The 22,148-nt window shown below is 72.3% G+C and carries 20 protein-coding genes; 12 read left to right on the top strand and 8 right to left on the bottom strand.

Annotation, left to right across the window (positions count from 1 at the left end; all coding sequences use genetic code 11):
- Positions 1 to 27: 27 nt before the first annotated feature.
- Together lpdA and ACH5AO_RS15430 are read right to left on the bottom strand one after the other, a co-directional pair.
- Entirely contained in the window at positions 28 to 1,416 is a 1,389-nt protein-coding gene (gene lpdA, locus ACH5AO_RS15425; RefSeq protein ID WP_398924765.1) for a dihydrolipoyl dehydrogenase, read from the bottom strand.
- 456 nt (positions 1,417 to 1,872) lie between these two features.
- Positions 1,873 to 3,405, bottom strand: coding sequence for a leucyl aminopeptidase (locus ACH5AO_RS15430; protein ID WP_398924766.1), 1,533 nt, complete (start codon positions 3,403 to 3,405; stop codon positions 1,873 to 1,875).
- A gap of 296 nt (positions 3,406 to 3,701) precedes the next feature.
- Between ACH5AO_RS15430 and ACH5AO_RS15435 the strand changes: the two genes are divergently transcribed.
- Genes ACH5AO_RS15435 through ACH5AO_RS15445 form a run of 3 tightly spaced genes read left to right on the top strand, consistent with a single transcriptional unit; the run spans position 3,702 to position 6,110 of the window.
- A complete protein-coding gene (locus ACH5AO_RS15435; RefSeq protein ID WP_398925235.1) occupies positions 3,702 to 4,115 on the top strand; it encodes an endo alpha-1,4 polygalactosaminidase in 414 nt (137 codons plus the stop codon).
- Positions 4,013 to 5,740: a cytochrome c oxidase subunit I gene (ctaD, locus tag ACH5AO_RS15440; protein WP_398924767.1), complete on the top strand. Its 1,728-nt coding sequence runs from the start codon at positions 4,013 to 4,015 to the stop codon at positions 5,738 to 5,740. Before ACH5AO_RS15435 ends, ctaD begins: the two co-directional genes overlap by 103 nt.
- Positions 5,741 to 5,768: 28 nt before the next feature.
- Positions 5,769 to 6,110 (top strand): hypothetical protein, encoded by a 342-nt coding sequence (locus tag ACH5AO_RS15445; RefSeq protein WP_398924768.1) that lies wholly within the window; start codon positions 5,769 to 5,771, stop codon positions 6,108 to 6,110.
- 21 nt (positions 6,111 to 6,131) lie between these two features.
- Here ACH5AO_RS15445 and ACH5AO_RS15450 read toward each other — a convergent pair whose 3' ends face one another.
- Positions 6,132 to 6,950: an adenosylcobinamide-GDP ribazoletransferase gene (locus tag ACH5AO_RS15450; protein ID WP_398924769.1), complete on the bottom strand. Its 819-nt coding sequence runs from the start codon at positions 6,948 to 6,950 to the stop codon at positions 6,132 to 6,134.
- 60 nt (positions 6,951 to 7,010) lie between these two features.
- On the opposite strand from ACH5AO_RS15450, the gene ACH5AO_RS15455 reads away from it, so the two are divergent.
- On the top strand, positions 7,011 to 7,772 hold the full coding sequence (locus ACH5AO_RS15455; RefSeq protein WP_398924770.1) for a hypothetical protein: 762 nt from the start codon (positions 7,011 to 7,013) through the stop codon (positions 7,770 to 7,772).
- A gap of 155 nt (positions 7,773 to 7,927) precedes the next feature.
- On the opposite strand, the gene cobT is transcribed toward ACH5AO_RS15455, so the two are convergent.
- On the bottom strand, positions 7,928 to 9,004 hold the full coding sequence (gene cobT, locus ACH5AO_RS15460; RefSeq protein ID WP_398924771.1) for a nicotinate-nucleotide--dimethylbenzimidazole phosphoribosyltransferase: 1,077 nt from the start codon (positions 9,002 to 9,004) through the stop codon (positions 7,928 to 7,930).
- Positions 9,005 to 9,220: 216 nt separating this feature from the next.
- Between cobT and ACH5AO_RS15465 the strand changes: the two genes are divergently transcribed.
- The gene (locus ACH5AO_RS15465) at positions 9,221 to 10,270 is read left to right on the top strand and encodes a class I SAM-dependent methyltransferase (RefSeq protein ID WP_398924772.1); all 1,050 of its coding nucleotides are present in this window, start codon (positions 9,221 to 9,223) and stop codon (positions 10,268 to 10,270) included.
- Positions 10,271 to 10,285: 15 nt separating this feature from the next.
- Here ACH5AO_RS15465 and ACH5AO_RS15470 read toward each other — a convergent pair whose 3' ends face one another.
- Positions 10,286 to 11,485: a bifunctional adenosylcobinamide kinase/adenosylcobinamide-phosphate guanylyltransferase gene (locus ACH5AO_RS15470; RefSeq protein WP_398924773.1), complete on the bottom strand. Its 1,200-nt coding sequence runs from the start codon at positions 11,483 to 11,485 to the stop codon at positions 10,286 to 10,288.
- Between the two features lie 84 nt (positions 11,486 to 11,569).
- On the opposite strand from ACH5AO_RS15470, the gene ACH5AO_RS15475 reads away from it, so the two are divergent.
- Positions 11,570 to 11,812 carry a hypothetical protein gene (locus ACH5AO_RS15475; RefSeq protein ID WP_398924774.1) on the top strand — a complete coding sequence of 81 codons (243 nt, stop codon included), beginning with the start codon at positions 11,570 to 11,572 and terminating at the stop codon, positions 11,810 to 11,812.
- Between the two features lie 55 nt (positions 11,813 to 11,867).
- Here the strand turns inward: ACH5AO_RS15475 and ACH5AO_RS15480 are convergent, their stop codons facing one another.
- Both ACH5AO_RS15480 and ACH5AO_RS15485 read right to left on the bottom strand, forming a co-directional pair.
- Positions 11,868 to 12,539, bottom strand: coding sequence for a methyltransferase domain-containing protein (locus tag ACH5AO_RS15480; RefSeq protein WP_398925237.1), 672 nt, complete (start codon positions 12,537 to 12,539; stop codon positions 11,868 to 11,870).
- A gap of 80 nt (positions 12,540 to 12,619) precedes the next feature.
- Complete coding sequence (locus ACH5AO_RS15485; RefSeq protein WP_398924775.1) at positions 12,620 to 13,264, bottom strand: DUF3043 domain-containing protein; 645 nt, start codon at positions 13,262 to 13,264, stop codon at positions 12,620 to 12,622.
- Positions 13,265 to 13,525: 261 nt separating this feature from the next.
- Between ACH5AO_RS15485 and ACH5AO_RS15490 the strand changes: the two genes are divergently transcribed.
- The 5 genes from ACH5AO_RS15490 (at position 13,526) to ACH5AO_RS15510 (ending at position 20,216) form a co-directional block, all read left to right on the top strand.
- Positions 13,526 to 14,311: a PspA/IM30 family protein gene (locus tag ACH5AO_RS15490; RefSeq protein WP_398924776.1), complete on the top strand. Its 786-nt coding sequence runs from the start codon at positions 13,526 to 13,528 to the stop codon at positions 14,309 to 14,311.
- 20 nt (positions 14,312 to 14,331) lie between these two features.
- The gene (locus ACH5AO_RS15495; protein WP_398924777.1) at positions 14,332 to 14,616 is read left to right on the top strand and encodes a hypothetical protein; all 285 of its coding nucleotides are present in this window, start codon (positions 14,332 to 14,334) and stop codon (positions 14,614 to 14,616) included.
- A 391-nt stretch (positions 14,617 to 15,007) separates the two neighbouring features.
- Positions 15,008 to 16,231 carry a sensor histidine kinase gene (locus tag ACH5AO_RS15500; RefSeq protein WP_398924778.1) on the top strand — a complete coding sequence of 408 codons (1,224 nt, stop codon included), beginning with the start codon at positions 15,008 to 15,010 and terminating at the stop codon, positions 16,229 to 16,231.
- 22 nt (positions 16,232 to 16,253) lie between these two features.
- Entirely contained in the window at positions 16,254 to 16,937 is a 684-nt protein-coding gene (locus tag ACH5AO_RS15505) for a response regulator (protein WP_398924779.1), read from the top strand.
- A gap of 162 nt (positions 16,938 to 17,099) precedes the next feature.
- Positions 17,100 to 20,216 (top strand): efflux RND transporter permease subunit, encoded by a 3,117-nt coding sequence (locus ACH5AO_RS15510; RefSeq protein WP_398924780.1) that lies wholly within the window; start codon positions 17,100 to 17,102, stop codon positions 20,214 to 20,216.
- Between the two features lie 57 nt (positions 20,217 to 20,273).
- Here the strand turns inward: ACH5AO_RS15510 and nadA are convergent, their stop codons facing one another.
- Positions 20,274 to 21,458, bottom strand: coding sequence for a quinolinate synthase NadA (gene nadA, locus ACH5AO_RS15515; RefSeq protein ID WP_398924781.1), 1,185 nt, complete (start codon positions 21,456 to 21,458; stop codon positions 20,274 to 20,276).
- A gap of 287 nt (positions 21,459 to 21,745) precedes the next feature.
- Here nadA and ACH5AO_RS15520 point away from each other — a divergent pair, with 287 nt between their 5' ends.
- Positions 21,746 to 22,102, top strand: coding sequence for an iron-sulfur cluster assembly accessory protein (locus ACH5AO_RS15520; RefSeq protein WP_030582488.1), 357 nt, complete (start codon positions 21,746 to 21,748; stop codon positions 22,100 to 22,102).
- Positions 22,103 to 22,148 lie beyond the last annotated feature (46 nt).

Below are 22,148 nucleotides of genomic sequence, written 5' to 3' on the forward strand. Positions count from 1 at the left end.
TGTCGTCGCGCCCGAAGACCGAAGCGGTCAGTCGTGCATGTGGAGCGGCTTGCCGGCCAGCGCCAGGTGGGCCTCGCCGAGCGCCTCGTTCTGCGTCGGGTGGGCGTGGATGAGCTGGGCCACCTCGGCCGGCAGCGCCTCCCAGTTGTAGATCAGCTGCGCCTCGCCGACCTGCTCGCCCATGCGGTCGCCGACCATGTGGACGCCGACCACGGCCCCGTCCTTGACCTGGACCAGCTTGATCTCGCCGGCGGTCTTCAGGATGCGGCTCTTGCCGTTGCCACCGAGGGGGAACTTGATGGAGACGACCTTGTCCGCGCCGTAGATCTCCTTGGCCTTGGCCTCGGTGACGCCGACGGAGGCGACCTCCGGGTGGCAGTACGTCACCCGCGGGACACCGTCGTAGTCGATCGGAACGGTCTTCAGACCGGCCAGACGCTCCGCCACCAGGATGCCCTCGGCGAAGCCGACGTGCGCGAGCTGGAGGGTCGGGACGAGGTCACCGACGGCGGAGATGGTCGGCACGTTGGTGCGCATGTACTCGTCGACCAGGACGTAGCCGCGGTCCATGGCGACGCCCTGCTCCTCGTAGCCCAGGCCCTGCGAGACCGGGCCGCGGCCGATGGCGACGAGCAGGACCTCGGCCTCGAACTCCTTGCCGTCGGCGAGGGTGACCTTGACGCCGTCCTGGGTGTACTCGGCCTTCTGGAAGAAGGTGCCCAGGTTGAACTTGATGCCGCGCTTGCGGAAGGCGCGCTCCAGCAGCTTGGAGCTGTTCTCGTCCTCGACCGGGACGAGGTGCTTGAGGCCCTCGACGATGGTGACGTCGGTGCCGAAGGACTTCCACGCGGAGGCGAACTCGACGCCGATGACGCCGCCGCCCAGGATGATCGCGGACTTCGGCACGCGGTCCAGGACGAGGGCGTGGTCGGAGGAGATGATCCGGTTGCCGTCGATCTCCAGGCCCGGCAGCGACTTCGGCACGGAGCCGGTCGCCAGCAGGACGTGGCGGCCCTGGACGCGCTGGCCGTTGACGTCGACGGAGGTGGGGGAGGACAGCCGGCCCTCACCCTCGATGTAAGTGATCTTGCGGGAGGCGACCAGACCCTGCAGGCCCTTGTACAGGCCGGCGATCACGTCGTCCTTGTACTTGTGCACGCCCGCCATGTCGACGCCCTCGAGGGACGCCTTGATGCCGAACTGCTCGCTCTCGCGGGCCTGGTCGGCGATCTCGCCCGCGTGCAGCAGGGCCTTGGTGGGGATGCAGCCGTTGTGCAGGCAGGTGCCGCCGAGCTTGTTCTTCTCGATCAGGGCGACGTCCAGGCCCAGCTGTGCCCCGCGCAGGGCCGCGGCGTAGCCACCGCTTCCACCGCCGAGGATCACTAGGTCGAAAACGGTGCTGGCGTCGTTCGCCACGTCACGTCCTCCATGCATGTGCGCCACGCCGGTCTCCAGTGACCGGTCGGCGGCTGGTGTCCGGCCGCTCTATGTTCTCGGCCCTTAGGTGGGGCCCTGTCCTGCCGAGCCCCATCTTCGCACCTGTGGGACCCGAACGAGACGCCGGGCCGTGGTGTGAGACACCCCACGTTCCCCAAGGGGGGTGCCCCTTCGACCCCGGGCGCCCGGGGGAGCGGGGACTGCCCGCGCCCCCGGGGGTGCTGCTCCTCGATCCCGTACGTGCGGGTGGGTGGGGGTTGTTCGCGCAGTTCCCCGCGCCCCTGAAGGGGCGCGACCGGCGGGCGGCGTCTGCCAGGAGGGGGCGGCCGCAGCCGGCCCGAAGGGGCGCGGGGAACTGCGCGACCGGCCACAACGGACCCGCAGCCGCGCAATTTCCCGCACGTCCGGCCCCTTGGGCGCGCCCGGGAACAATCCCTAGCCGAGATCCCCCGAAGCCGCCAGCTCGGCAACCCGCACCAGCGTGCGCACCGCCGACCCCGTCCCGCCCTTCGGCGTGTACCCGAACGGCCCGCCCTCGTTGAACGCCGGCCCGGCGATGTCCAGGTGCGCCCAGGTGATCCCCTCACCCACGAACTCGCGCAGGAACAGCCCGGCGACCAGCCCGCCGCCCATCCGCTCGCCCATGTTGGCGATGTCGGCGGTCGCCGAGTCCATCCCCTTGCGCAGGTGCTCCGGCAGGGGCATCGGCCACGCCGGCTCGCCGACCTCCTCCGCCGCCTCGAGCACCGCGGAGCGGAACGCGTCGTCGTTCGCCATGATCCCGAACGTCCGGCTGCCCAGCGCCAGCACCATCGCCCCGGTCAGCGTCGCGACGTCCACGATCGCGTCCGGCTTCTCCGCGGAGGCCGCCCACAGCGCGTCGGCCAGCACCAGCCGGCCCTCGGCGTCGGTGTTGAGCACCTCCACCGTCTTGCCGCTGTACATGCGCAGCACGTCACCCGGGCGCGTCGCCGAACCGGACGGCATGTTCTCGGCCAGCGCCAGCCAGCCGGTGACGTTGACCTCCAGGCCGAGGCGCGCGGCGGCGACGACCGCGGCGAACACGGCGGCGGCACCGCTCATGTCGCACTTCATCGTCTCGTTGTGGCCGGCCGGCTTCAGCGAGATGCCGCCCGAGTCGTAGGTGATGCCCTTGCCGACCAGCGCGAGGTGCTTCTTCGCCTTGGACGAGGTGTACGACAGCTTCACCAGCCGCGGGCCCGACGCCGACCCGGCGCCCACGCCGAGGATGCCGCCGTAACCGCCCTTGGCCAGGGCCTTCTCGTCGAGCACCTGCACCTTGATGCCGTGCTCCTTGGCCGCGGCCTGGGCGATCGCCGCGAACGCCTCGGGGTTGAGGTCGTTCGGCGGGGTGTTGATCAGGTCGCGGGCGCGGTTCAGCTCCTCGGCGACGGCGGTGGCGCGCTCGACCGCGGCCTTGTACGCCTTGTCGCGGGGCTTTCCACCGAGCAGCGCGGCCTCGGCGAGCGGCGCCTTGCCGTTCTTCCCGTCCTTGCCGCTGTCCTTGTAGGCGTCGAAGGAGTACGCGCCGAGCAGCACGCCCTCGGCGACCGCGCCGGCGTCGGCGGCGTCCGTCAGGGGCAGGGCGAACGCGGCCTTCTTGGAGCCGGCGAGGGTACGGGCGGCCACACCGGCCGCCTTGCGCAGCGCCTCGGTGTCGTAACCGGCGTCCTCCTCGGGCTGGTCGCCGAGGCCCACCGCGACCACGAGGGGCGCCTTGAAGCCGGCCGGCGCGGGGAGCTTCGTCACCTCGCCCTCGGCACCGGACGCGCCGAGGGTCTCCAGGACGCCGGCGAGCCCGCCGTCGTACGCCTGGTCCACGGCCTCGGCGCCCGGTGCGACGACGGGGCCGCCGGACTTGGACGCGGAACCCTTGGCGACACCGATCACGATCGCGTCGGCCCGCAGGCCGGGGACCGCGGCGGTGCTGAGAGTGAGAGCAGTCACGGTGGTGAAATCTCGCTTCCGATGTGAAGTTGCTGTGGCCGAAAGGTGTGGGTCGACCGGGCCCGGCAGCCGACCCTAGTCACGACGTGCGGGCGCGGTCCCGTCGGGGTCGTCCCCGGTGCGGCGAACACTCGGGACGAGCCTACGCGCGTGTGTGCGTTCGCTCATTCCCGTGGGTGTTCACCCCGTGGTGACGCCGTGGCCGTGCTCCGTACCCCGCCGCCGCGCCCGGCGCCGACCGGCAGTGGCGGCTCGGCGGACGGCTCGACACCTCCGCCGACGTCCCGGTCCACGACATCGACGGCTTCGATCTCGCGGTCGACGAACAGTGCGCCCAGTACGACGGGTGCGCCGAACCGACCCCGTTCGTCGAGACGGACAGGGCCGCCCTCCACGTCGAGTACGAGCTGACCACCGACCGCTTCCGCGCCGACTCCCGGCGGGCGGGGGACCGGCGCCGTCCCGCGATCCCACGGGGTGGAAAACCCGGCTTCACCCGATTGCCGAGTGGAAAGTGCGCCACGGTGTCCCGTTTCGGGCATAACGGGGAATCGTCCCGTCATGCTGCCTTCGGAACTCTCCCCGGGCCCATAGGAGGACTTGGACAGTGGCGGACAAGAGCACAGTGGGCTCGTTCCACGAGGAGACCTACGAGGACGAACTGCCGGTACGACGCCAGAGGCGTGGCGAGGTGGTCGTCAAGTGGCTGACGACCACCGACCACAAGACGATCGGCACGCTGTACCTGGCGACGTCGTTCGGGTTCTTCCTGCTGGGCGGGATCCTGGCGCTGGTGATGCGCGCCGAACTGGCCCGGCCGGGCCTGCAGGTCCTGTCGAACGAGCAGTACAACCAGTCGTTCACGATGCACGGCGCGGTCATGCTGCTGATGTTCGCGACGCCGCTGTTCGCCGGTTTCGCGAACTGGATCATGCCGCTGCAGATCGGCGCGCCGGATGTGGCGTTCCCGCGGCTGAACATGTTCGCCTACTGGCTGTACCTGCTCGGCTCGCTGGTCGCGGTGGGCGGCTTCCTCACCCCGGACGGCGCGGCCGACTTCGGCTGGTTCGCCTACACCCCGCTGTCGACCAAGCCCTACTCGCCGGGTATCGGCGCCGACATGTGGATCATGGGTCTGGCCTTCTCCGGCTTCGGCACCATCCTCGGCTCGGTCAACTTCATCACCACGATCATCTGCATGCGCGCGCCCGGCATGACGATGTTCCGCATGCCGATCTTCACCTGGAACGTGCTGCTGACCGGTGTGCTGGTCCTGCTCGCCTTCCCCGTCCTCGCGGCGGCGCTGTTCGCCCTGGAGGCGGACCGCAAGTTCGGCGCGCACATCTTCGACCCGGCCAACGGCGGGCCGATCCTGTGGCAGCACCTGTTCTGGTTCTTCGGCCATCCCGAGGTGTACATCATCGCGCTGCCGTTCTTCGGCATCGTCAGTGAGGTCATCCCGGTCTTCTCCCGCAAGCCGATCTTCGGCTACATGGGCCTGGTCGGCGCGACCATCGCGATCACGGGCCTGTCGGTGACCGTCTGGGCGCACCACATGTTCGTGACCGGTGCCGTGCTGCTGCCGTTCTTCTCCTTCATGTCCTTCCTGATCGCGGTGCCGACCGGGGTGAAGTTCTTCAACTGGATCGGCACCATGTGGAAGGGCAGTCTCTCCTTCGAGACGCCCATGCTCTGGGCGCTGGGCTTCCTGGTCACCTTTCTCTTCGGTGGTCTGACCGGCGTCCTGCTGGCGTCGCCGCCGCTGGACTTCCACGTGTCCGACTCGTACTTCGTGGTGGCGCACTTCCACTACGTGGTCTTCGGCACCGTGGTGTTCGCGATGTTCGCCGGGTTCCACTTCTGGTGGCCGAAGTTCACCGGCAAGCTGCTCGACGAACGGCTCGGCAAGATCACCTTCTGGACGCTGTTCATCGGCTTCCACGGCACCTTCCTGGTCCAGCACTGGCTGGGTGTCGAGGGCATGCCGCGCCGGTACGCCGACTACCTCGCGGCCGACGGCTTCACCGCGCTGAACACGGTCTCGACGATCGCCTCGTTCCTGCTGGGCATGTCGATGCTGCCGTTCCTCTACAACATCTGGAAGACGGCCAAGTACGGCAAGCCGGTCGGCGTCGACGACCCGTGGGGCTACGGCCGTTCCCTGGAGTGGGCGACCTCCTGCCCGCCGCCGCGGCACAACTTCCTCACCCTGCCGAGGATCCGCAGCGAATCCCCCGCGTTCGACCTGCACCACCCCGACATCGCCGCCCTCGACGACCTCGAGAACCATCCCGCGGCCTCCGCGACCGTGGCCCCCGGCGACAAGCAGCGATGAGACCGGGGCGCGGAAGGTGGAGGAGCGCGTGAACCCCCGTCAGGACAGCGCCCGTGGTCTGGCCCGGCTCGAGGGCCACCTCCTGTGGGCCGCCGAGGTGGAGGAGGCCCGGCGGCAGGCCGTCCGGTTCACCGGCGAACTGCCGTGGCTGACGACCGCGCAGCGCGAGGAGGTGGAGCGGGTGTACCGGGCCGACCGGATCGCCGTCTCCCGGGCCACACTGGCGCGGATCTGCGACCGGGCCGCCGAGCTGCGCACCGAGTACGAGGCCCGCTACCGGCTGCTGAGGGCGCGCTGCGTCGCCCTGACGGTCATGGCGGTGGCGGGCGGCGCGGGCACGGCGACCGCCACGCTCCTCACCCGGCGGTGACGACCCGGCTCCGGGGCGGTCTCAGCCCAGTGAGGAGACGACGAGCGCGGTCGTCGCCGCCGTCTCCGCGAGGCCGCCGAACACATCGCCCGTGATCCCGCCGAAACGGCGGACGCAGCGCCGCAGCAGCACGTCGGCCACGGCGACGGCCAGGACCACCGCGAGCACGGCACGCAGGACGTCGTACGCCCCGAGGAACGCGCCCCCGGCCGCCGCGAGCCCGGCGACCACGAGCGCGGCACCCACTGCGCCCGGCACCGGCACCACCCCCGCGACCGCCGCGCCCAGCCCTTCCGGCCGGGCGGGCGGCACACCGGTGCGGGCGGCCAGGGTGAGCGCCAGCCGCGCCACGACCGCCGAGACGACGGCGGCGAACGCGCCCCGCGTCCCGTCGTGGCCGTACGCCTGTGCCAGCGCGGCCACCTGGGCCAGCAGGACCAGGACGAGCGTGAGCACACCGAACGGGCCGATGTCCGACTGCTTCATGATCCGCAGCGCGTCCTCGGCGGGCTTGGCGCTGCCGAGCCCGTCGGCGGTGTCCGCGAGCCCGTCGAGGTGCAGGCCCCGGGTCAGGGCGGCCGGTACGGCGACGGTGGCGACGGCGGCGAGCAGCGCGCCCGCGCCGAGGGACAGCAGGGAAAGCCCCGCGGCGGCCGCGAGGACGCCGACCGCCAGCCCGGCCACCGGGGCGAACAGCATGCCCGCGCGCGCGGCCGGCCGGTCCCAGCGGGTGACCCGGACCGGGAACACGGTGAGAGTGCCGAAGGCGAAGCGGAGGCCGTCGGCGAGGGAGGCGGGGGAGGCGGGGGCCTCGAAGGGCTCGGGGGAGGGTGCGGGCACCGGCGCAGATTACCCGGCGGTCACCGGGGAGACCGCGGCCACCGTGATTAAAGTGCGCATATGGGACATTGGCTGGATCGGAACATCATCGAGCCGGGCAGGCTCCCACTGCTCCTCGCGCTCGCCGCCTTCGTCCTCACCTTCGTGGTCACCCGGACCGTCACCCGTCTGATCCGGGCCGGCCGGGGACCCTTCGGCAACGTCACGGCGGGCGAACTGCACATCCACCACGTCGTGCCCGGTGTCGTCCTCACGGTCGTCGGCGGCTTCGGCTCGGTGGCGAGCGGCGGGGAGGGGGCGGGTTCCGTCCTCGCCGCCGTGCTCTTCGGCATCGGCGCGGGGCTGGTCCTGGACGAGTTCGCGCTCGTCCTGCACCTCGACGACGTGTACTGGACCGAGGCCGGCCGCAAGAGCGTCGAGGCGGTCGTGCTCACCGCCGCACTGGTCGGCCTGCTGCTGGCGGGGTTCGCGCCGTTCGGCGTCAACGACCTGTCCCAGGAGGAGCGCCAGAACCGCGTGGGCGCCGCCGCGAGCGTGGGGGCGAACTTCCTGTTCGCGCTGATCGCCCTGAGCAAGGGCAAGGCGCGCCTCGCCGTCTTCGGCGTGATCGTTCCGGTCCTCGCCCTGATCGGCTCGCTGCGGCTGGCGCGCCCGGAGTCGCCGTGGGCCCGGCGTTTCTACCGCCGCCGTCCTCGCGCACGGGCCCGGGCGATACTGCGTGCCTACCGCCACGACCGCCGCTGGTCGGGCCCGCGCCGCGCCGTCGAGAACTGGCTCGGCGGCACACCGGACCCCACGCCGCGCCCCTCGCGACGGGACTGACCCGAAGCCCTTCCACCCCGCCGCCCCTTCCCCGGGGCCGCGCCCCCGGACCCCCTTCGCGCCCGCGCGGCGGAGCCGCACGCCGGCACGGCCCCGCGTCCCTCGAGGGGCGCGGGGAACCGCGCGGGCGAGGAAAGGCGCGGACACCCGCCCCGTCACTCCGGTGAAGCCGGAACCTCCGGCTTCACCGGTTCCTCCGGCAGCTCCGCCGCCAGAGCCGCCGCGGCCTGGACGAGGGGCAGCGCCAGCAGACCGCCCGCCCCCTCCCCGACCCTGACCCCGTGCGACAGCACGGGGTCCAGCGCCATCCGGTCCAGCGCCTTCGCCTGCCCCGGCTCCCCGCTGTCGTGCGCCGCCACCCACCAGTCCGGTGCCCGGAACGCCACCCGCTGCGCCACCAGCGCACACGCCGCCGTCACCACCCCGTCCAGCACGACCGGCACCTTCCGCACCGCCGCCTGCAACAGGAACCCCGTCATCGCGGTGAGGTCCGCCCCGCCGACCGTCGCCAGCAACCGCAACTGATCACCCAGCACCGGCCGCGCCCGCCGCAACGCGTCACGGATCGCCGCACACTTGCGCATCCACGCCAGGTCGTCGATCGCCAGCCCCCCGCGCCCGGTCACCACCGACGCGTCCGTCCCGCACAGCGCGGCCACCAGCACGCCCGCCACCGTGGTCCCGCCCACGCTCACGTCGCCGAGCACCACCAGATCCGTACCGGAGTCGGCCTCCTCGTCGGCCACGGCCATCCCCGCGCGGAACGCCGCCTCCGCCTCCTGGAGGGTCAGCGCGTCCTCGACGTCGATGCGCCCGCTGCCCCGCCGCACCCGGTGCCGCACGACATCCTCGGGCAGCGATCCCGGATCACAGTCCAGGGACATGTCGACCACCCGCACCGGCACCCCCTGCCGCCGGGCGAGCACGGACACCGGACGGCCGCCCTCCAGGACGTCCCGCACCAACTCCGCGGCACTGCCCGCCCGCCGCGCGGAGACACCCAGTTCGGCGATCCCGTGATCGCCGGCGAACAGCACGACCCGCGGACGTTCGACCGGCCGCACCGGCACCGCGGACTGCGCCGCCGCCAGCCACTCACCCAGGTCGTCCAGGCGGCCCAGCGATCCGGGCGGCACGACCTGGCGCTCCCGGCGCGCCTCCGCGTCACGGCGCACCCCGCCGTCCGGACGCTCGATCAGATCGGTGAAGTCGTCGAGATTAAGCGAGCTCATTCGCCGAACAGTACCGGCCCCGGTCGAACACGACGGCGCACCGGTCAGCCGGGCGTGCGGAGCCTCACCCCCACCACGCCGCCCCGGCGCCGTTCCACCCGGTGACGCCCTCCCGTCCGTAACGTTTTGCCGTGGATCGCCGGACATCCATCCGTCCGTCCCACCTGTCCCGTACGTCGTCCCGAGCGCCGTACGTCCTCACGCCGGGAGCCGCCCATGTCCGCAACCGACCCAGCCCCCGCGGTCCCCACCCCCCACGGTTCCGCCCGGGTGCACGAGCCGCGCCGCGCGGACTGCCCCTGGTGCGGTTCCGCGCGGCTGCGCAACCGGCTGAGAACGGGCGATCTGCGCCGGCACCGGCCGGGCCTGTTCACCGTCGACGAGTGCCGGGACTGCGGCCACACCTTCCAGAACCCCCGCCTCACCGCCGAGGGCCTCGCCTTCTACCGGCGGGCCGTGCGCGACGCCCCCCGCGACCCCGCCACCGAACGCGTCCTCGCGCTGCCCGCCGCCCGGCACCGCCGCCGGGGCGCGGCCCGCGCGATGCTCCCCTTCGGCGAACCGGAGAGCTGGCTGGACGTCGGCACCGGACTCGCCCGCTTCCCGCTGACCGCGCGGGAGTTCTTCCCGTACACCGCCTTCGACGGCACCGACCTCACCGCGCGCGTCGAGCGGGCCCGCGCGCTCGGCCGCGTCGAGGAGGCCCACATCGGGCCGCTGACCGACCCGCGGGTCATGGCCCGGCTGGCCGGCCGCTACGACGTCGTCAGCCTGCTGCACCACCTGGAACACACCACCGACCCCCGCGCGGAACTCCACGCGGCCCTCGACGCCCTGCGCCCCGGCGGCCATCTGCTCATCGAGACCCTGGACCCGCGCTGCGCCTTCGCCGCCCTGTTCGGCCGCTGGTGGCTGCCCTACGACCAGCCCCGCAGGCTGCACCTGCTGCCCCTGCGCAACCTCCGCGCGGAGCTCGAGGGACGCGGCTGCGCCGTCGTCACCGCCGGGCACCGCGCCGGGCACGTACCGCACGACCTGGCCGGCCTGACCGCCCTCGCCCTCTCCCACGCGCTGCCCGCCCCGGACACCCCCTGGCGCGCCGCCCCGCCGACCCCGTTCCAGCGGCACCTGCGCACGGTGCTGCTCCGCGCGGGCACCCCGCTGGTGGCCGCGGCGGCGGTGGCGGACCTGGCCCTGGCGCCCGTGGTGCGCCACACCCCGTTCGCCAACGCCTACCGGATCATCGCGCGCAAGCCGAAACCGTAGGGCCGCCCCGGGGCCTCAGCCCCGCAGGACGACCGCCTGCCCCGCCACCACCAGCAGCACCTGCTCGCACTCCCGTGCGAACGCCGCGTTCAGCCGCCCGAGTTCGTCCCGGTACCGGCGGCCGGACGCGGTCGCGGGCACGATGCCCGAGCCGACCTCGTTGGACACGGCGACCACCGTCCGCCGAGTCCCGCGCACCGCCTCCGTCAGCTCCTCCGTCCGGTCCCGCAACGCCCGTTCCCCGCCGTCCGCCCACTCCGCGTCGTCCCACGCCCCCACGGCGTCCATCGCGTCCGTCAGCCACAGCGACAGGCAGTCGACCAGCAGCGGCGGCCCGTCGTCCTTCAGCAGCGGAACCAGATCGCACGTCTCGGCGGTCCGCCACGACCCCGGCCGCCGCTCCCGGTGCGCCGACACCCGCGCCGCCCACTCGGCGTCCCCGCCCCGCGTCCCGCCGGTCGCCACGTACAGCACCTCCGGGAACGACTCCAGCCGCCGCTCGGCCTCCACCGACTTGCCCGAACGCGCCCCGCCCAGCACCAGCGTCCGCCGCGGTACGCCGGGCACGCCCTCGAAGGCGCCCACCTCCAGCGCGGTCCCGTCCGGCACGGCACGCGCCCCGGCCGCCGCGAGTCGGCGCCGCGTCTCCGCGCCCGGCGGCACGCCGTGGTCCAGGTGGACGGCGACCACGTCCGTGGCCGGGCCCACCGCCCCCGCCTCCCGCAGCCGTGCCAGCGCGTCCGGCCGCCCCACGACGTCCAGCAGCACCATGGCGTACGGCTCGGCCGGCTCCTCGCGACCGGCCGGCGCCCCGCCCGGCGGCAGGTACAGCAGCCGCCGCCCGTCCGGACCGGTCACCGCGTACCCGGTGCCGGGCGCGTCCAGCGCCACCGCCCGCACCCGATGCCCCGTCAGCAGCGCCAACTCCCGCCCGTCGGGCACCCGTCCCGGCTGCGGCAGCCCGGCCGGCACCTCGAGGGCGGGGCCGTCGTGCGGGTGCGACAGCAGCACCTGGCGCACACCGCCCAGCGAACGCCCCGCGCGGGCGGCCGCGAGCGCGGCGCCCGGCGTGAGGTCGAACAGCAGCGCCCCGTCCACGAGCAGCGAGGTGGCCGCCCGCGCGTCCGCGCCGAGCGCGGAGGCGCACGCGGCGCAGGGACAGCCGGGGCGGGGCAGCCCCGCCGGGGCGCCGGTGCCGAGCAGAGTCAGTTCCACGCCTCGATTCTCGCCTTTCCCCATGGTGACCGCCCGCCCGACTAGGCTTTGGGCCCGGTGTGATCACACTCTTGGGAGGCGTACGTGGCGGCATGGACGTGGCGGTTCGAGAAGACCGACGGGACCCGGGTCGAGCCCGCGGTGACGCCGGAGGAGTTCTCCACACAGGGGGACGCCGAGTCCTGGATCGGGGAGAACTGGAAAGCCCTCGTGGAGGGCGGCGCCGACCAGGTGCGACTGCTGGAGGACACGACGGAGATCTACGGTCCGATGAGCCTGCACGCGGAGACGGAAACGGAGACGGAGGCGGGCGCGGAAGAGGCGTGAGTCCCGGTGGCGGGGGCGGGAAGGCGTCGGCCCCCGCCCGTCCGGGGCAGGGGTCTCAGCCCCGGACCCCGCACAGGTGCAGCAGCGAGGCGACCCCCCGGTAGGGATCCGTCCGCCCGGCCCGCTCCTCGACCGCGAGCAGTGTGTCCAGGTCGGCCGGCAGGCACGCGTCGTCCGCCACGGTGTCCGTGAAGACCCGCACCCCGTACCAGGTGTGCAACGGCGCTCCGATCCCCGCGAGCGTCGACGTCAGCCTCTTCAGCCCGTACGCCGTCGTGCAGAAGCCCGCCAGCGCCCCGGCCCAGTCGCCGGACAGGCCGGACCGCATCGCCGGCGCGTCGCCGTTGCGCACCAGCAGGGACAGCAGGCCCCCGGGCGCGAGCATCCGGGCCACCCCCGCCAGCAGCGCGTCCGGCTCCTCGACGTCCATGAGTACGCCATGACACAACACGACGTCGAAGCTGCCCGGCAGGAAGTGCACACCGGTGTCCCCGGCGTGGCCCTCGACGATCCGCATCCGCTCCCGGATGCCCTCCGGTTCCCCGGCGAACACCTCCCGCGCGGTGGCGATCATCGTCGCGTCCTGCTCGACGCCGGTCACCTGGTGGCCGGCCCGGGCCAGCCGCAGCGCCTGCGTCCCCCGGCCCATGCCGACGTCGAGCACCCGCAGCCGCCGCCCCACCGGGAAGCGCCCGACTATCTGTTCCTCCAGCTGGCGGGCGACCAGCTCCTCCCGGACGACCTCACGCAGCCCACCGGGCCCGCTCGGCGGGCCCGGGACCGCTCCGTCCGTCAGCGGCGTGGTACTCAGGGCCGCTCCCCGCGCTTGACCTGGGGCTTGGGCAGCCGCAGCCGGCGCATCTGGAGCGAGCGCATCAGCGCGTAGGCCACCGCACCGCGCCGGCCCTCGCCGGGGAAGCGCTCCGCCAGCCGCTTCTTCAGCCGGAACCCGGTGACGATCGAGTCCAGGACGATCATCACGATCACCACGAGCCACAGCAGCAGCGCGACGTTCTGCAGCTGCGGCACCTGGATCATGCTCAGCACCAGGATGATCACGGCCATCGGCAGGAAGTACTCCGCGATGTTGAACCGCGCGTCCACGAAGTCGCGCGCGAACCGGCGCACCGGTCCCTTGTCGCGGGCGGGCAGATAGCGCTCGTCACCGCTGGCCAGCGCCTGGCGCTGACGCTCCATCGCGGCACGGCGCTCCTCACGCTGCCGCTTGGCGGCCTCCTTGCGCGTCATCGTCGTGTTGGCGACGCTGCGACGCTGCGACTGGGCCACGCTCCGCTTGGGCGTGGGTCGGCCCTTCGGGGCCTCCGGGTGACGGGTCTGCTTGGAGTCGGTCACCGTCGCCTTGTCGGCGACCGATGCCTTCTCTTCCTTGGCGCGGCTACGGAACACAAAACCCAAGGGTACGGGGTGCCCGGGGTTGGACCCCAGCCCCATGGGGAACGATCCGGCAACACCGGACGTCTCCAAAAGGACAGAGGGGACGTCGCGGGGCCCTCCGGGTGGTCCGGCCGGCCGGCCCCGGGGAGCACCTACTCCCTACGCCGGATCGGGAGGCTGCTCAGTCGTCCTTGGGGATGAGCGCATCCGTCCTCGAACAGTGCGGTAATGGATGTGGGGCCCGTACTGTGGGTTCTGTCGCAGGTGCTGGAGTCGGAGTCGGTCAGAAGGGGGCGCGCGAAGCCCATGAGCGGTGTCATGAAGCGTATGGGGATGATCTTCCGCGCGAAGGCGAACAAGGCCCTCGACAGGGCCGAGGACCCGCGCGAGACCCTCGATTACTCGTACCAGAAGCAGCTGGAGCTGCTCCAGAAGGTCCGCCGCGGCGTCGCCGACGTGGCCACCTCGCGCAAGCGCCTGGAGCTCCAGCTCAACCAGTTGCAGTCCCAGTCGGGCAAGTTGGAGGACCAGGGCCGCAAGGCGCTCGCGCTCGGCCGCGAGGACCTGGCCCGTGAGGCGCTCTCCCGCCGCGCCGCGCTCCAGCAGCAGGTGACGGACCTGGAGACCCAGCACGCCACGCTCCAGGGCGAGGAGGAGAAGCTCACGCTCGCGGCCCAGCGTCTCCAGGCCAAGGTGGACGCCTTCCGCACCAAGAAGGAGACCATCAAGGCCACGTACACCGCCGCCCAGGCGCAGACCCGGATCGGCGAGGCCTTCTCCGGCATCTCCGAGGAGATGGGCGACGTCGGCATGGCGATCCAGCGGGCCGAGGACAAGACCGCCCAGCTCCAGGCGCGGGCCGGCGCGATCGACGAACTGCTCGCCTCCGGCGCCCTCGACGACCAGTCCGGCATGCACAAGGACGACATCCAGGCCGAGCTGGACCGGCTCTCCGGTGGTACGGACGTGGAGCTGGAACTGCAGCGCATGAAGGCCGAGCTGGCCGGCGGCACGTCCGGCGCGCAGCAGGCCATCGAAGGCGGCAGCGGTCAGCAGCAGGACCGGCGGCAGCCCCAGGACACCCCGCGCTTCGACAAGCAGTAGCCCACGCCGAGGAGGGCGACATGATCGTACGGATCATGGGGGAGGGGCAGGTGACGCTGGACGGGAGCCGGCTCGCCGAGCTGAACACGCTGGACGAGGAACTGCTCGCCGAGATGGAGAACGGCGACGGGCCGGGCTTCCGCGCGACCCTGAAGGCGCTGCTGGCCAAGGTCCGTGAACTCGGCGAGCCCCTGCCGGACGACTCCCTGGAACCCTCCGACCTGATCCTCCCGTCCCCGGACGCGACGCTCGAGGAGGTCCGAGACCTCCTGAGCGACGACGGCCTGATCCCAGGAACGACATAACCGCGGACAACCACCCCGCACAACCACGGGCAGCCGCCCCGCGCAACCGCAGGCAGTCGTGCCGCGCAACCGCAGGCAGCCGCCCCGCGCAACCGCGGGCAGCCGCCTCGTGCAACTGCGGGCAGTCGTGCCGCGCAACCGTGGACAGCCGCCTCGTGCAGCCGCGGGCAGTCGTGCCGCGCAACTGCGGGCAGCCGCCCCGCGCAGCCGCGGGCAGTCGTGCCGCAGGGCGGCACGGGTGGGCGCGGCGGCACCCCGCAAGCGCCGGGCCGCGCAACCCCACCCGGACCGGAGCACCCCGGTCACCCCCCAGGCCGGAGCACCCCCTGTCACCACTCGGACCGGAACACCCCGGTCACCATCCACCCGCCCCCGGCTACCGTAAACAGCCGTGAGCACCCTGACCCGCGCCCGGTGCCGAGCCCAGGCACACCCCTTCGCACTGGACGCGGCCCTCGCCGCAGGCGTCCTCGTGTGCATGGTCGCCGGCTCCTTCGCCGACCCCCACGGCCCCGAGGGCGTCACCTGGGGCGTGCGCACCCCCGACCCGCTCAGCCTCGTCCTCATGACCCTCGGCGCCGCGGCACTGGTCTTCCGCCGCCGCGCCCCCCGTACGGTCCTCGCCCTCGCCGGCGGCCTCTCCGTCGCGGAGTCCGTCACCGGCGACCCCCGCACCCCCGTCGCCATGTGCGCCGTGATCGCGCTCTACACCGTCGCCTCCACCACCGACCGCCCCACCACCTGGCGCGTCGGCCTGCTCACCATGACCGTCCTCACCGGTGCCGCGATGGCGGCCGGCCCCCTGCCCTGGTACGCCCAGGAGAACCTGGCGATCTTCGCCTGGACCGGCATCGGCGCCACCGCCGGGGACGCCGTCCGCAGCCGCCGCGCCTTCGTCCGGGCCATCCGGGAACGCGCCGAACGGGCCGAGCGCACCCGCGAGGAGGAGGCCCGCCGCCGCGTCGCCGAGGAACGCCTGCGCATCGCCCGCGATCTGCACGACGTGGTCGCCCACCACATCGCCCTGGTCAACGTCCAGGCCGGGGTCGCCGCCCACGTCATGGACAAGCGGCCCGACCAGGCCAAGGAGGCCCTCGCCCACGTCCGCGAGGCCAGCCGCTCCGCGCTCGGCGAACTGCGGGCCACCGTCGGCCTGCTGCGCCAGTCCGGCGACCCGGAGGCCCCCACCGAACCCGCGCCCGGCCTGGACCGCCTCGACGACCTCGCCGGCACCTTCCGCAGCGCCGGACTGCGCGTCGAGGTCGCCCGCGGCGACGAGGGCACCGACCTGCCCGCCGCCGTCGACCTGGCCGCGTACCGGATCATCCAGGAGGCCCTGACCAACGTGCGGAAGCACGCCGGCCCCGACGCGCGGGCCGAGGTCAGCGTCGTGCGCGTCGGCCCCCACATCGAGATCACCGTCCTCGACGACGGCACCGGCGAGGACCAGGACCACACCCCCGGCGGCGGTCACGGACTGCTCGGCATGCGCGAACGCGTCACCGCGCTGGGCGGCACCCTCACCACCGGCCCCCGCTACGGCGGCGGGTTCCGCGTCCATGCGATCCTGCCCGTCAAGACCCGCACGTCCGCCGCCCGGGACGACAACCCCTGACCCCCTCCCCGTTGGAGCCCGCATGCCGATCCGCGTCCTGCTCGCCGACGACCAGGCACTGCTGCGCAGCGCCTTCCGGGTGCTGGTCGACTCCGAGCCGGACATGGAGGTGGTGGGCGAGGCGTCCGACGGAGCGGAGGCGGTCCGGCTGGCCCGGGAGCGGCGCGCCGACGTCGTCCTCATGGACATCCGGATGCCCGGCACCGACGGACTCGCCGCCACCCGCCTGATCAGCGCGGACCCGGAGCTCGCCGGGGTCCGGGTGGTGATCCTGACGACCTTCGAGGTCGACGACTACGTGGTGCAGTCGCTGCGGGCCGGCGCCTCCGGCTTCCTCGGCAAGGGCTCCGAACCCGAGGAGATGCTGAACGCCATCCGGATCGCCGCCCAGGGAGAGGCCCTGCTGTCCCCGGTGGCCACCAAGGGCCTGATCGCCCGCTTCCTCGCCCAGGAGGGCCCGTCCGGGGCCGACCACGACCGGGGCCGCGCCGAGCGCCTCGAGACGCTCACCGTGCGCGAGCGCGAGGTGCTGGTCCAGGTCGCGGGCGGCCACTCCAACGACGAGATCGCCGAACGCCTGGAGGTCAGCCCGCTCACGGTGAAGACCCACGTCAACCGGGCCATGGCCAAGCTGGGCGCCCGTGACCGGGCCCAGCTGGTGGTCATCGCCTACGAGTCGGGGCTGGTCCGTCCGAGGGTGGAGTGAACCCCACCGGCCGTACTGCGGCGGGAGTAGGCGCCGCATAAGGGATGGCACCTCGGGCCTACGGATCAGGCCTCTTCCATGGCTCAAGGTGTAGAGCGGGCGCTCACTTGTGCGCGCCCGCTTGCCGGACTTCTGCCGCTCCACGGAAAAGAGACCCTGACCATGTCCTGGCTGTCCAGATTCAGCCTCGCGCAACGGGCGCTGATCGGACTGATGTCGATCATCGCGCTCGTCTTCGGGGCGATCGCGATACCCCAGCTCAAACAGCAGCTGCTGCCGACCATCGAACTGCCCATGGTGTCCGTGATCGCCCCGTACCAGGGCGCCTCCCCGGACGTGGTGGAGAAGCAGGTCGTCGAACCCATCGAGGACAGCCTGGAGGCCGTCGACGCCATCTCCGGCGTCACCTCGACGGCGAGCGAGGGCAACGCCGTGATCATGGCGTCCTTCGACTACGGCAACGACACCCAGCAGCTCGTCGCCGACGTCCAGCAGGCCGTCAACCGGGCCGGCGCCCGCCTCCCGGACGACGTCGACCCGCAGGTCGTCGCCGGTTCCACGGACGACATCCCGACCGTGGTGCTCGCCGTCACTTCCGACAAGGACCAGCAGGCGCTCGCCGACCAGCTCGACCGCACGGTGGTGCCCGCGCTGGAGGGGATCGACGGCGTCGGCCAGGTCACCGTGGACGGCGTACGCGACGTCCAGGTCACCGTCACCCCCGACACCGCGAAGCTGACGAAGTCCGGTCTCACCGCGCAGTCGCTGTCCACGGCCCTCCAGGCCGGCGGGGCGACCGTCCCGGCCGGCTCCTTCGACGAGGACGGCGCCAACCGCACCGTCCAGGTCGGCGGCGGCTTCACCTCGCTGAAGCAGATCGAGGACCTGATGGTCACCGACGAGTCCGGCAAGGGCAAGCCGGTCCGGCTCGGCGACGTCGCCACGGTGAAGGAGGAGGAGGCCAGGGCCGAATCCCTCACCCGCACCAACGGCGAGCCCAGCCTCGCCGTGATGGCGACCATGGACCACGACGGCAGCGCGGTCGCCATCTCGGAGGCCGTCGAGGAGAAGCTGCCGGACCTGCGCGAGGACCTCGGCGACGGGGCCACCCTCACCGTCGTCAGCGACCAGGGCCCGGCGGTCTCCAAGGCCATCGACGGCCTGACCACCGAGGGCGCGCTCGGTCTGCTCTTCGCCGTGCTGGTGATCCTGGTCTTCCTGGCGTCGGTCCGCTCGACCCTCGTCACGGCGGTCTCCATCCCGCTGTCCGTGGTCCTCGCCCTGATCGTGCTGTGGACGCGCGACCTGTCGCTGAACATGCTGACGCTGGGCGCGCTGACCATCGCCATCGGCCGGGTCGTGGACGACTCGATCGTGGTCCTGGAGAACATCAAGCGGCACCTCGGCTACGGCGAGGAGCGCCAGTCCGCGATCATGAACGCGGTGCGTGAGGTGGCGGGCGCGGTGACGTCCTCGACGCTCACCACGGTCGCCGTGTTCCTGCCGATCGGCCTGGTCGGCGGCATGGTGGGCGAGCTGTTCGGCTCCTTCAGCCTCACCGTCACGGCGGCGCTCCTCGCGTCCCTGCTGGTGTCGCTGACGGTCGTGCCCGTCCTGTCGTACTGGTTCCTGCGGCCCCCGAAGGGCACCCCGGAGGACGCCGAGGAGGCGCGCCGGATCGCGGAGGAGAAGGAGGCGAAGAGCCGTCTCCAGCGCTTCTACGTCCCCGTGCTGCGCTTCGCCACCCGGCGCAGGCTCACCAGCGTGGCGATCGCGGTCGTCGTGCTGATCGCCACCTTCGCCATGGCGCCGCTGCTGAAGACGAACTTCTTCGACGCGGGCGAGCAGCAGGTCCTCACCGTCCGGCAGGAACTGGAGCCCGGCACCAGCCTGGCCGCGACCGACGCCCAGGCGGCGAAGGTCGAGAAGCTGCTCGGCGACACCGAGGGCGTCAAGGACTACCAGGTCACGGTCGGCTCGTCCGGCTGGATGGCGGCCTTCGGCGGCGGTACGGACACCAACCAGGCGACGTACCAGGTGATGCTGGAGGACGGCGCGTCCTCCGAGGACGTGACGGACAGCGTCGAGAAGGGCCTGGCGAAGCTCGACGGCATCGGCACCACCACCATCGCGGCCGGTGACGGCTTCGGCAGCCAGGACCTGAGCGTCGTCGTCAAGGCGGCCGACGCGCAGGCGCTGCGCAAGGCGGCGGAGCAGGTCCGCGAGGCGGTCGCCTCCCTGGACGACGTCACGGACGTCACCAGCGACCTGGCGCAGAGCGTGCCCCGCGTCTCGGTGAAGGCCAACGACAAGGCCGCCGAGGCCGGTTTCACCGACCAGACCCTGGGCGCGGCCGTCTCCCTGGCGGTGAAGGGCACCCCGGCCGCCAAGGCGGTCCTCGACGACACCGAGCGCGACGTCGTCATCCGCTCGGCCGAGCCGGCCACCACCGTGGCCGAGCTGAAGGGCCTGCGCCTGGGCCCGGTGAAGCTGGGTGACGTCGCCACCGTGGAGGTCGTGGACGGCCCCGTCTCCATGACCCGGATCGACGGTCAGCGCGCGGCCACCATCACCGCGAAGCCGACCGGGGACAACACCGGCGCCGTGGGCACGGACCTCCAGCGGAAGATCGACGCGCTGAAGCTGCCCGCGGGCGCGACGGCGGAGATCGGCGGCGTGACCGAGGACCAGGACGAGGCGTTCGTCAACCTGGCCCTGGCGATGCTGGCCGCGATCGCGATCGTCTTCATGCTGCTGGTCGGCACCTTCCGGTCGCTCGCCCAGCCGCTGATCCTGCTGGTGTCCATCCCGTTCGCGGCGACCGGCGCCATCGGCCTGCTGCTGGTCACGGGCACCCCGATGGGTGTCCCGGCGATGATCGGCATGCTGATGCTGATCGGCATCGTGGTCACCAACGCGATCGTGCTGATCGACCTGATCAACCAGTACCGCAAGCAGGGCTACGGCGTCGTCGAGGCCGTGCTGGAGGGCGGCCGCCACCGTCTGCGGCCGATCCTGATGACGGCCCTGGCGACCATCTTCGCCCTGCTCCCGATGGCGCTGGGCGTCACCGGCGAGGGCGGCTTCATCGCCCAGCCGCTGGCCGTGGTGGTGATCGGCGGTCTGATCACGTCGACGCTGCTCACCCTGCTGCTGGTCCCGACGCTCTACGCGATGCTGGAGCTCCGCAAGGAGCGCCGCGCGAAGAAACGGGCCGCGAAGAAGGGCGCGTCCGAGCGGCCGGAGCCCGTGGAGGAGCCGAAGCCGACCCAGGTCTGACCGTCCGTCCGTACGCCGAAGGGGCGCCCTGCACGGGGCGCCCCTTCACGTGTGGTCCTACGGCAGCGCCAGCATCCGCTCCAGCGCCAGCTTCGCGAACGCCTCGGTCTCCTTGTCCACCTCGATGCGGTTGACCAGGTTGCCCTCGGCGAGCGACTCCAGCGCCCACACCAGGTGCGGGAGGTCGATGCGGTTCATGGTCGAGCAGAAGCAGACCGTCCTGTCCAGGAAGACGATCTCCTTGCCCTCGGGAGCGAAACGGTTCGCCAGGCGGCGGACCAGGTTCAGCTCGGTGCCGATGGCCCACTTGGAGCCGGCCGGGGCCGCCTCCAGCGTCTTGATGATGTGCTCGGTCGAGCCGACGTGGTCCGCGGCGGCCACGACCTCGTGCCGGCACTCGGGGTGGACCAGGACGTTCACGCCCGGGATGCGCTCGCGCACGTCGTTCACCGAATCGAGGCTGAACCGGCCGTGCACCGAGCAGTGGCCCCGCCACAGGATCATCTTCGCGGCGCGCAGCTCGTCCGCCGTCAGCCCGCCGTTCGGCTTGTGCGGGTTGTAGACGACGCAGTCCTCCAGGGACATCCCCATGTCCCGCACCGCCGTGTTGCGGCCCAGGTGCTGGTCGGGGAGGAAGAGGACCTTCTCGCCCTGCTCGAACGCCCAGTCCAGGGCCCGCCGGGCGTTGGAGGAGGTGCAGATGGTGCCGCCGTGTTTGCCCGTGAAGGCCTTGATGTCGGCGGAGGAGTTCATGTACGAGACGGGGACGACCTGCTCGGCTATCCCGGCCTCGGTCAGCACGTCCCAGCACTCGGCGACCTGCTCGGCGGTGGCCATGTCGGCCATGGAGCAGCCGGCCGCCAGGTCGGGCAGGACCACCTTCTGGTCGTCACCGGTGAGGATGTCCGCGGACTCGGCCATGAAGTGCACACCGCAGAACACGATGTACTCGGCCTGCGGGCGCGCGGCCGCGTCGCGGGCCAGCTTGAAGGAGTCGCCCGTGACGTCGGCGAACTGGATGACCTCGTCGCGCTGGTAGTGGTGGCCGAGCACGAAGACCTTGTCGCCGAGCTTCTCCTTGGCGGCGCGGGCGCGCTCCACCAGGTCCGGGTCGGACGGTGAGGGGAGGTCGCCGGGACACTCCACACCGCGCTCGCTCCTCGGGTCGGCCTCACGGCCGAGCAGCAGCAGGGCGAGGGGCGTCGGCTGTACGTCGAGCTCCTGGGTCTGGGCGGTGGTCACGACACGCACCCTTTCTGTCTCTGGCGACTTTTCGTCGAAATGACGCTATCTATCATAACCGGTTCACGTCACTTTGACGACGGCCATAGCGTCCATGTGACATGAATCCCGGAGGCCGCCGAACCATTCCCGGAAGATCCCCACAAGGGCCGGTTTTCGCCCGGCACGGCGTGTGCGAGCATGAGGAGGGAGCCGGGGAAACCGCGCGCCCGGCCCGGAATGAATCCGCGGCCCCGGCGGTTACAACCGTCGGCAAGCAGTCTCCGTACAACCCGGGAGAGATGTAGATGTCCGTATCGGACGAGACCAGCACCGTCACCGACGGCATCATCCTGTCCGACGCCGCCGCGGCGAAGGTCAAGGCCCTGCTCGACCAGGAAGGCCGTGACGACCTGGCCCTGCGCGTCGCCGTCCAGCCCGGTGGCTGCTCCGGCCTGCGCTACCAGCTCTTCTTCGACGAGCGCTCCCTCGACGGCGACGTCGTCAAGGACTTCGGCGGCGTCAAGGTGGTCACCGACCGCATGAGCGCCCCGTACCTGGGTGGCGCGTCCATCGACTTCGTCGACACCATCGAGAAGCAGGGCTTCACGATCGACAACCCCAACGCCACCGGCTCCTGCGCCTGCGGCGACTCCTTCAGCTGAGCCGGTTCCCACCGGACGGCACATGACGAAGGCGGCGGCCCCCTCC

Source organism: Streptomyces sp. NPDC018964, from assembly GCF_044390325.1.
In the GTDB taxonomy this organism is placed as follows: domain Bacteria; phylum Actinomycetota; class Actinomycetes; order Streptomycetales; family Streptomycetaceae; genus Streptomyces.

Coding starts and splice junctions, on each gene's coding strand:
- ACH5AO_RS15465 (WP_398924772.1), top strand. CDS start 9,221: ATGTCCGCAACCGACCCAGCCCCCGCGGTCCCCACCCCCCACGGTTCC.
- ACH5AO_RS15495 (WP_398924777.1), top strand. CDS start 14,332: ATGATCGTACGGATCATGGGGGAGGGGCAGGTGACGCTGGACGGGAGC.
- ACH5AO_RS15520 (WP_030582488.1), top strand. CDS start 21,746: ATGTCCGTATCGGACGAGACCAGCACCGTCACCGACGGCATCATCCTG.
- ACH5AO_RS15485 (WP_398924775.1), bottom strand. CDS start 13,264: ATGGGGCTGGGGTCCAACCCCGGGCACCCCGTACCCTTGGGTTTTGTG.
- ACH5AO_RS15510 (WP_398924780.1), top strand. CDS start 17,100: ATGTCCTGGCTGTCCAGATTCAGCCTCGCGCAACGGGCGCTGATCGGA.
- ACH5AO_RS15455 (WP_398924770.1), top strand. CDS start 7,011: ATGGGACATTGGCTGGATCGGAACATCATCGAGCCGGGCAGGCTCCCA.
- ACH5AO_RS15490 (WP_398924776.1), top strand. CDS start 13,526: ATGAAGCGTATGGGGATGATCTTCCGCGCGAAGGCGAACAAGGCCCTC.
- cobT (WP_398924771.1), bottom strand. CDS start 9,004: ATGAGCTCGCTTAATCTCGACGACTTCACCGATCTGATCGAGCGTCCG.
- ACH5AO_RS15505 (WP_398924779.1), top strand. CDS start 16,254: ATGCCGATCCGCGTCCTGCTCGCCGACGACCAGGCACTGCTGCGCAGC.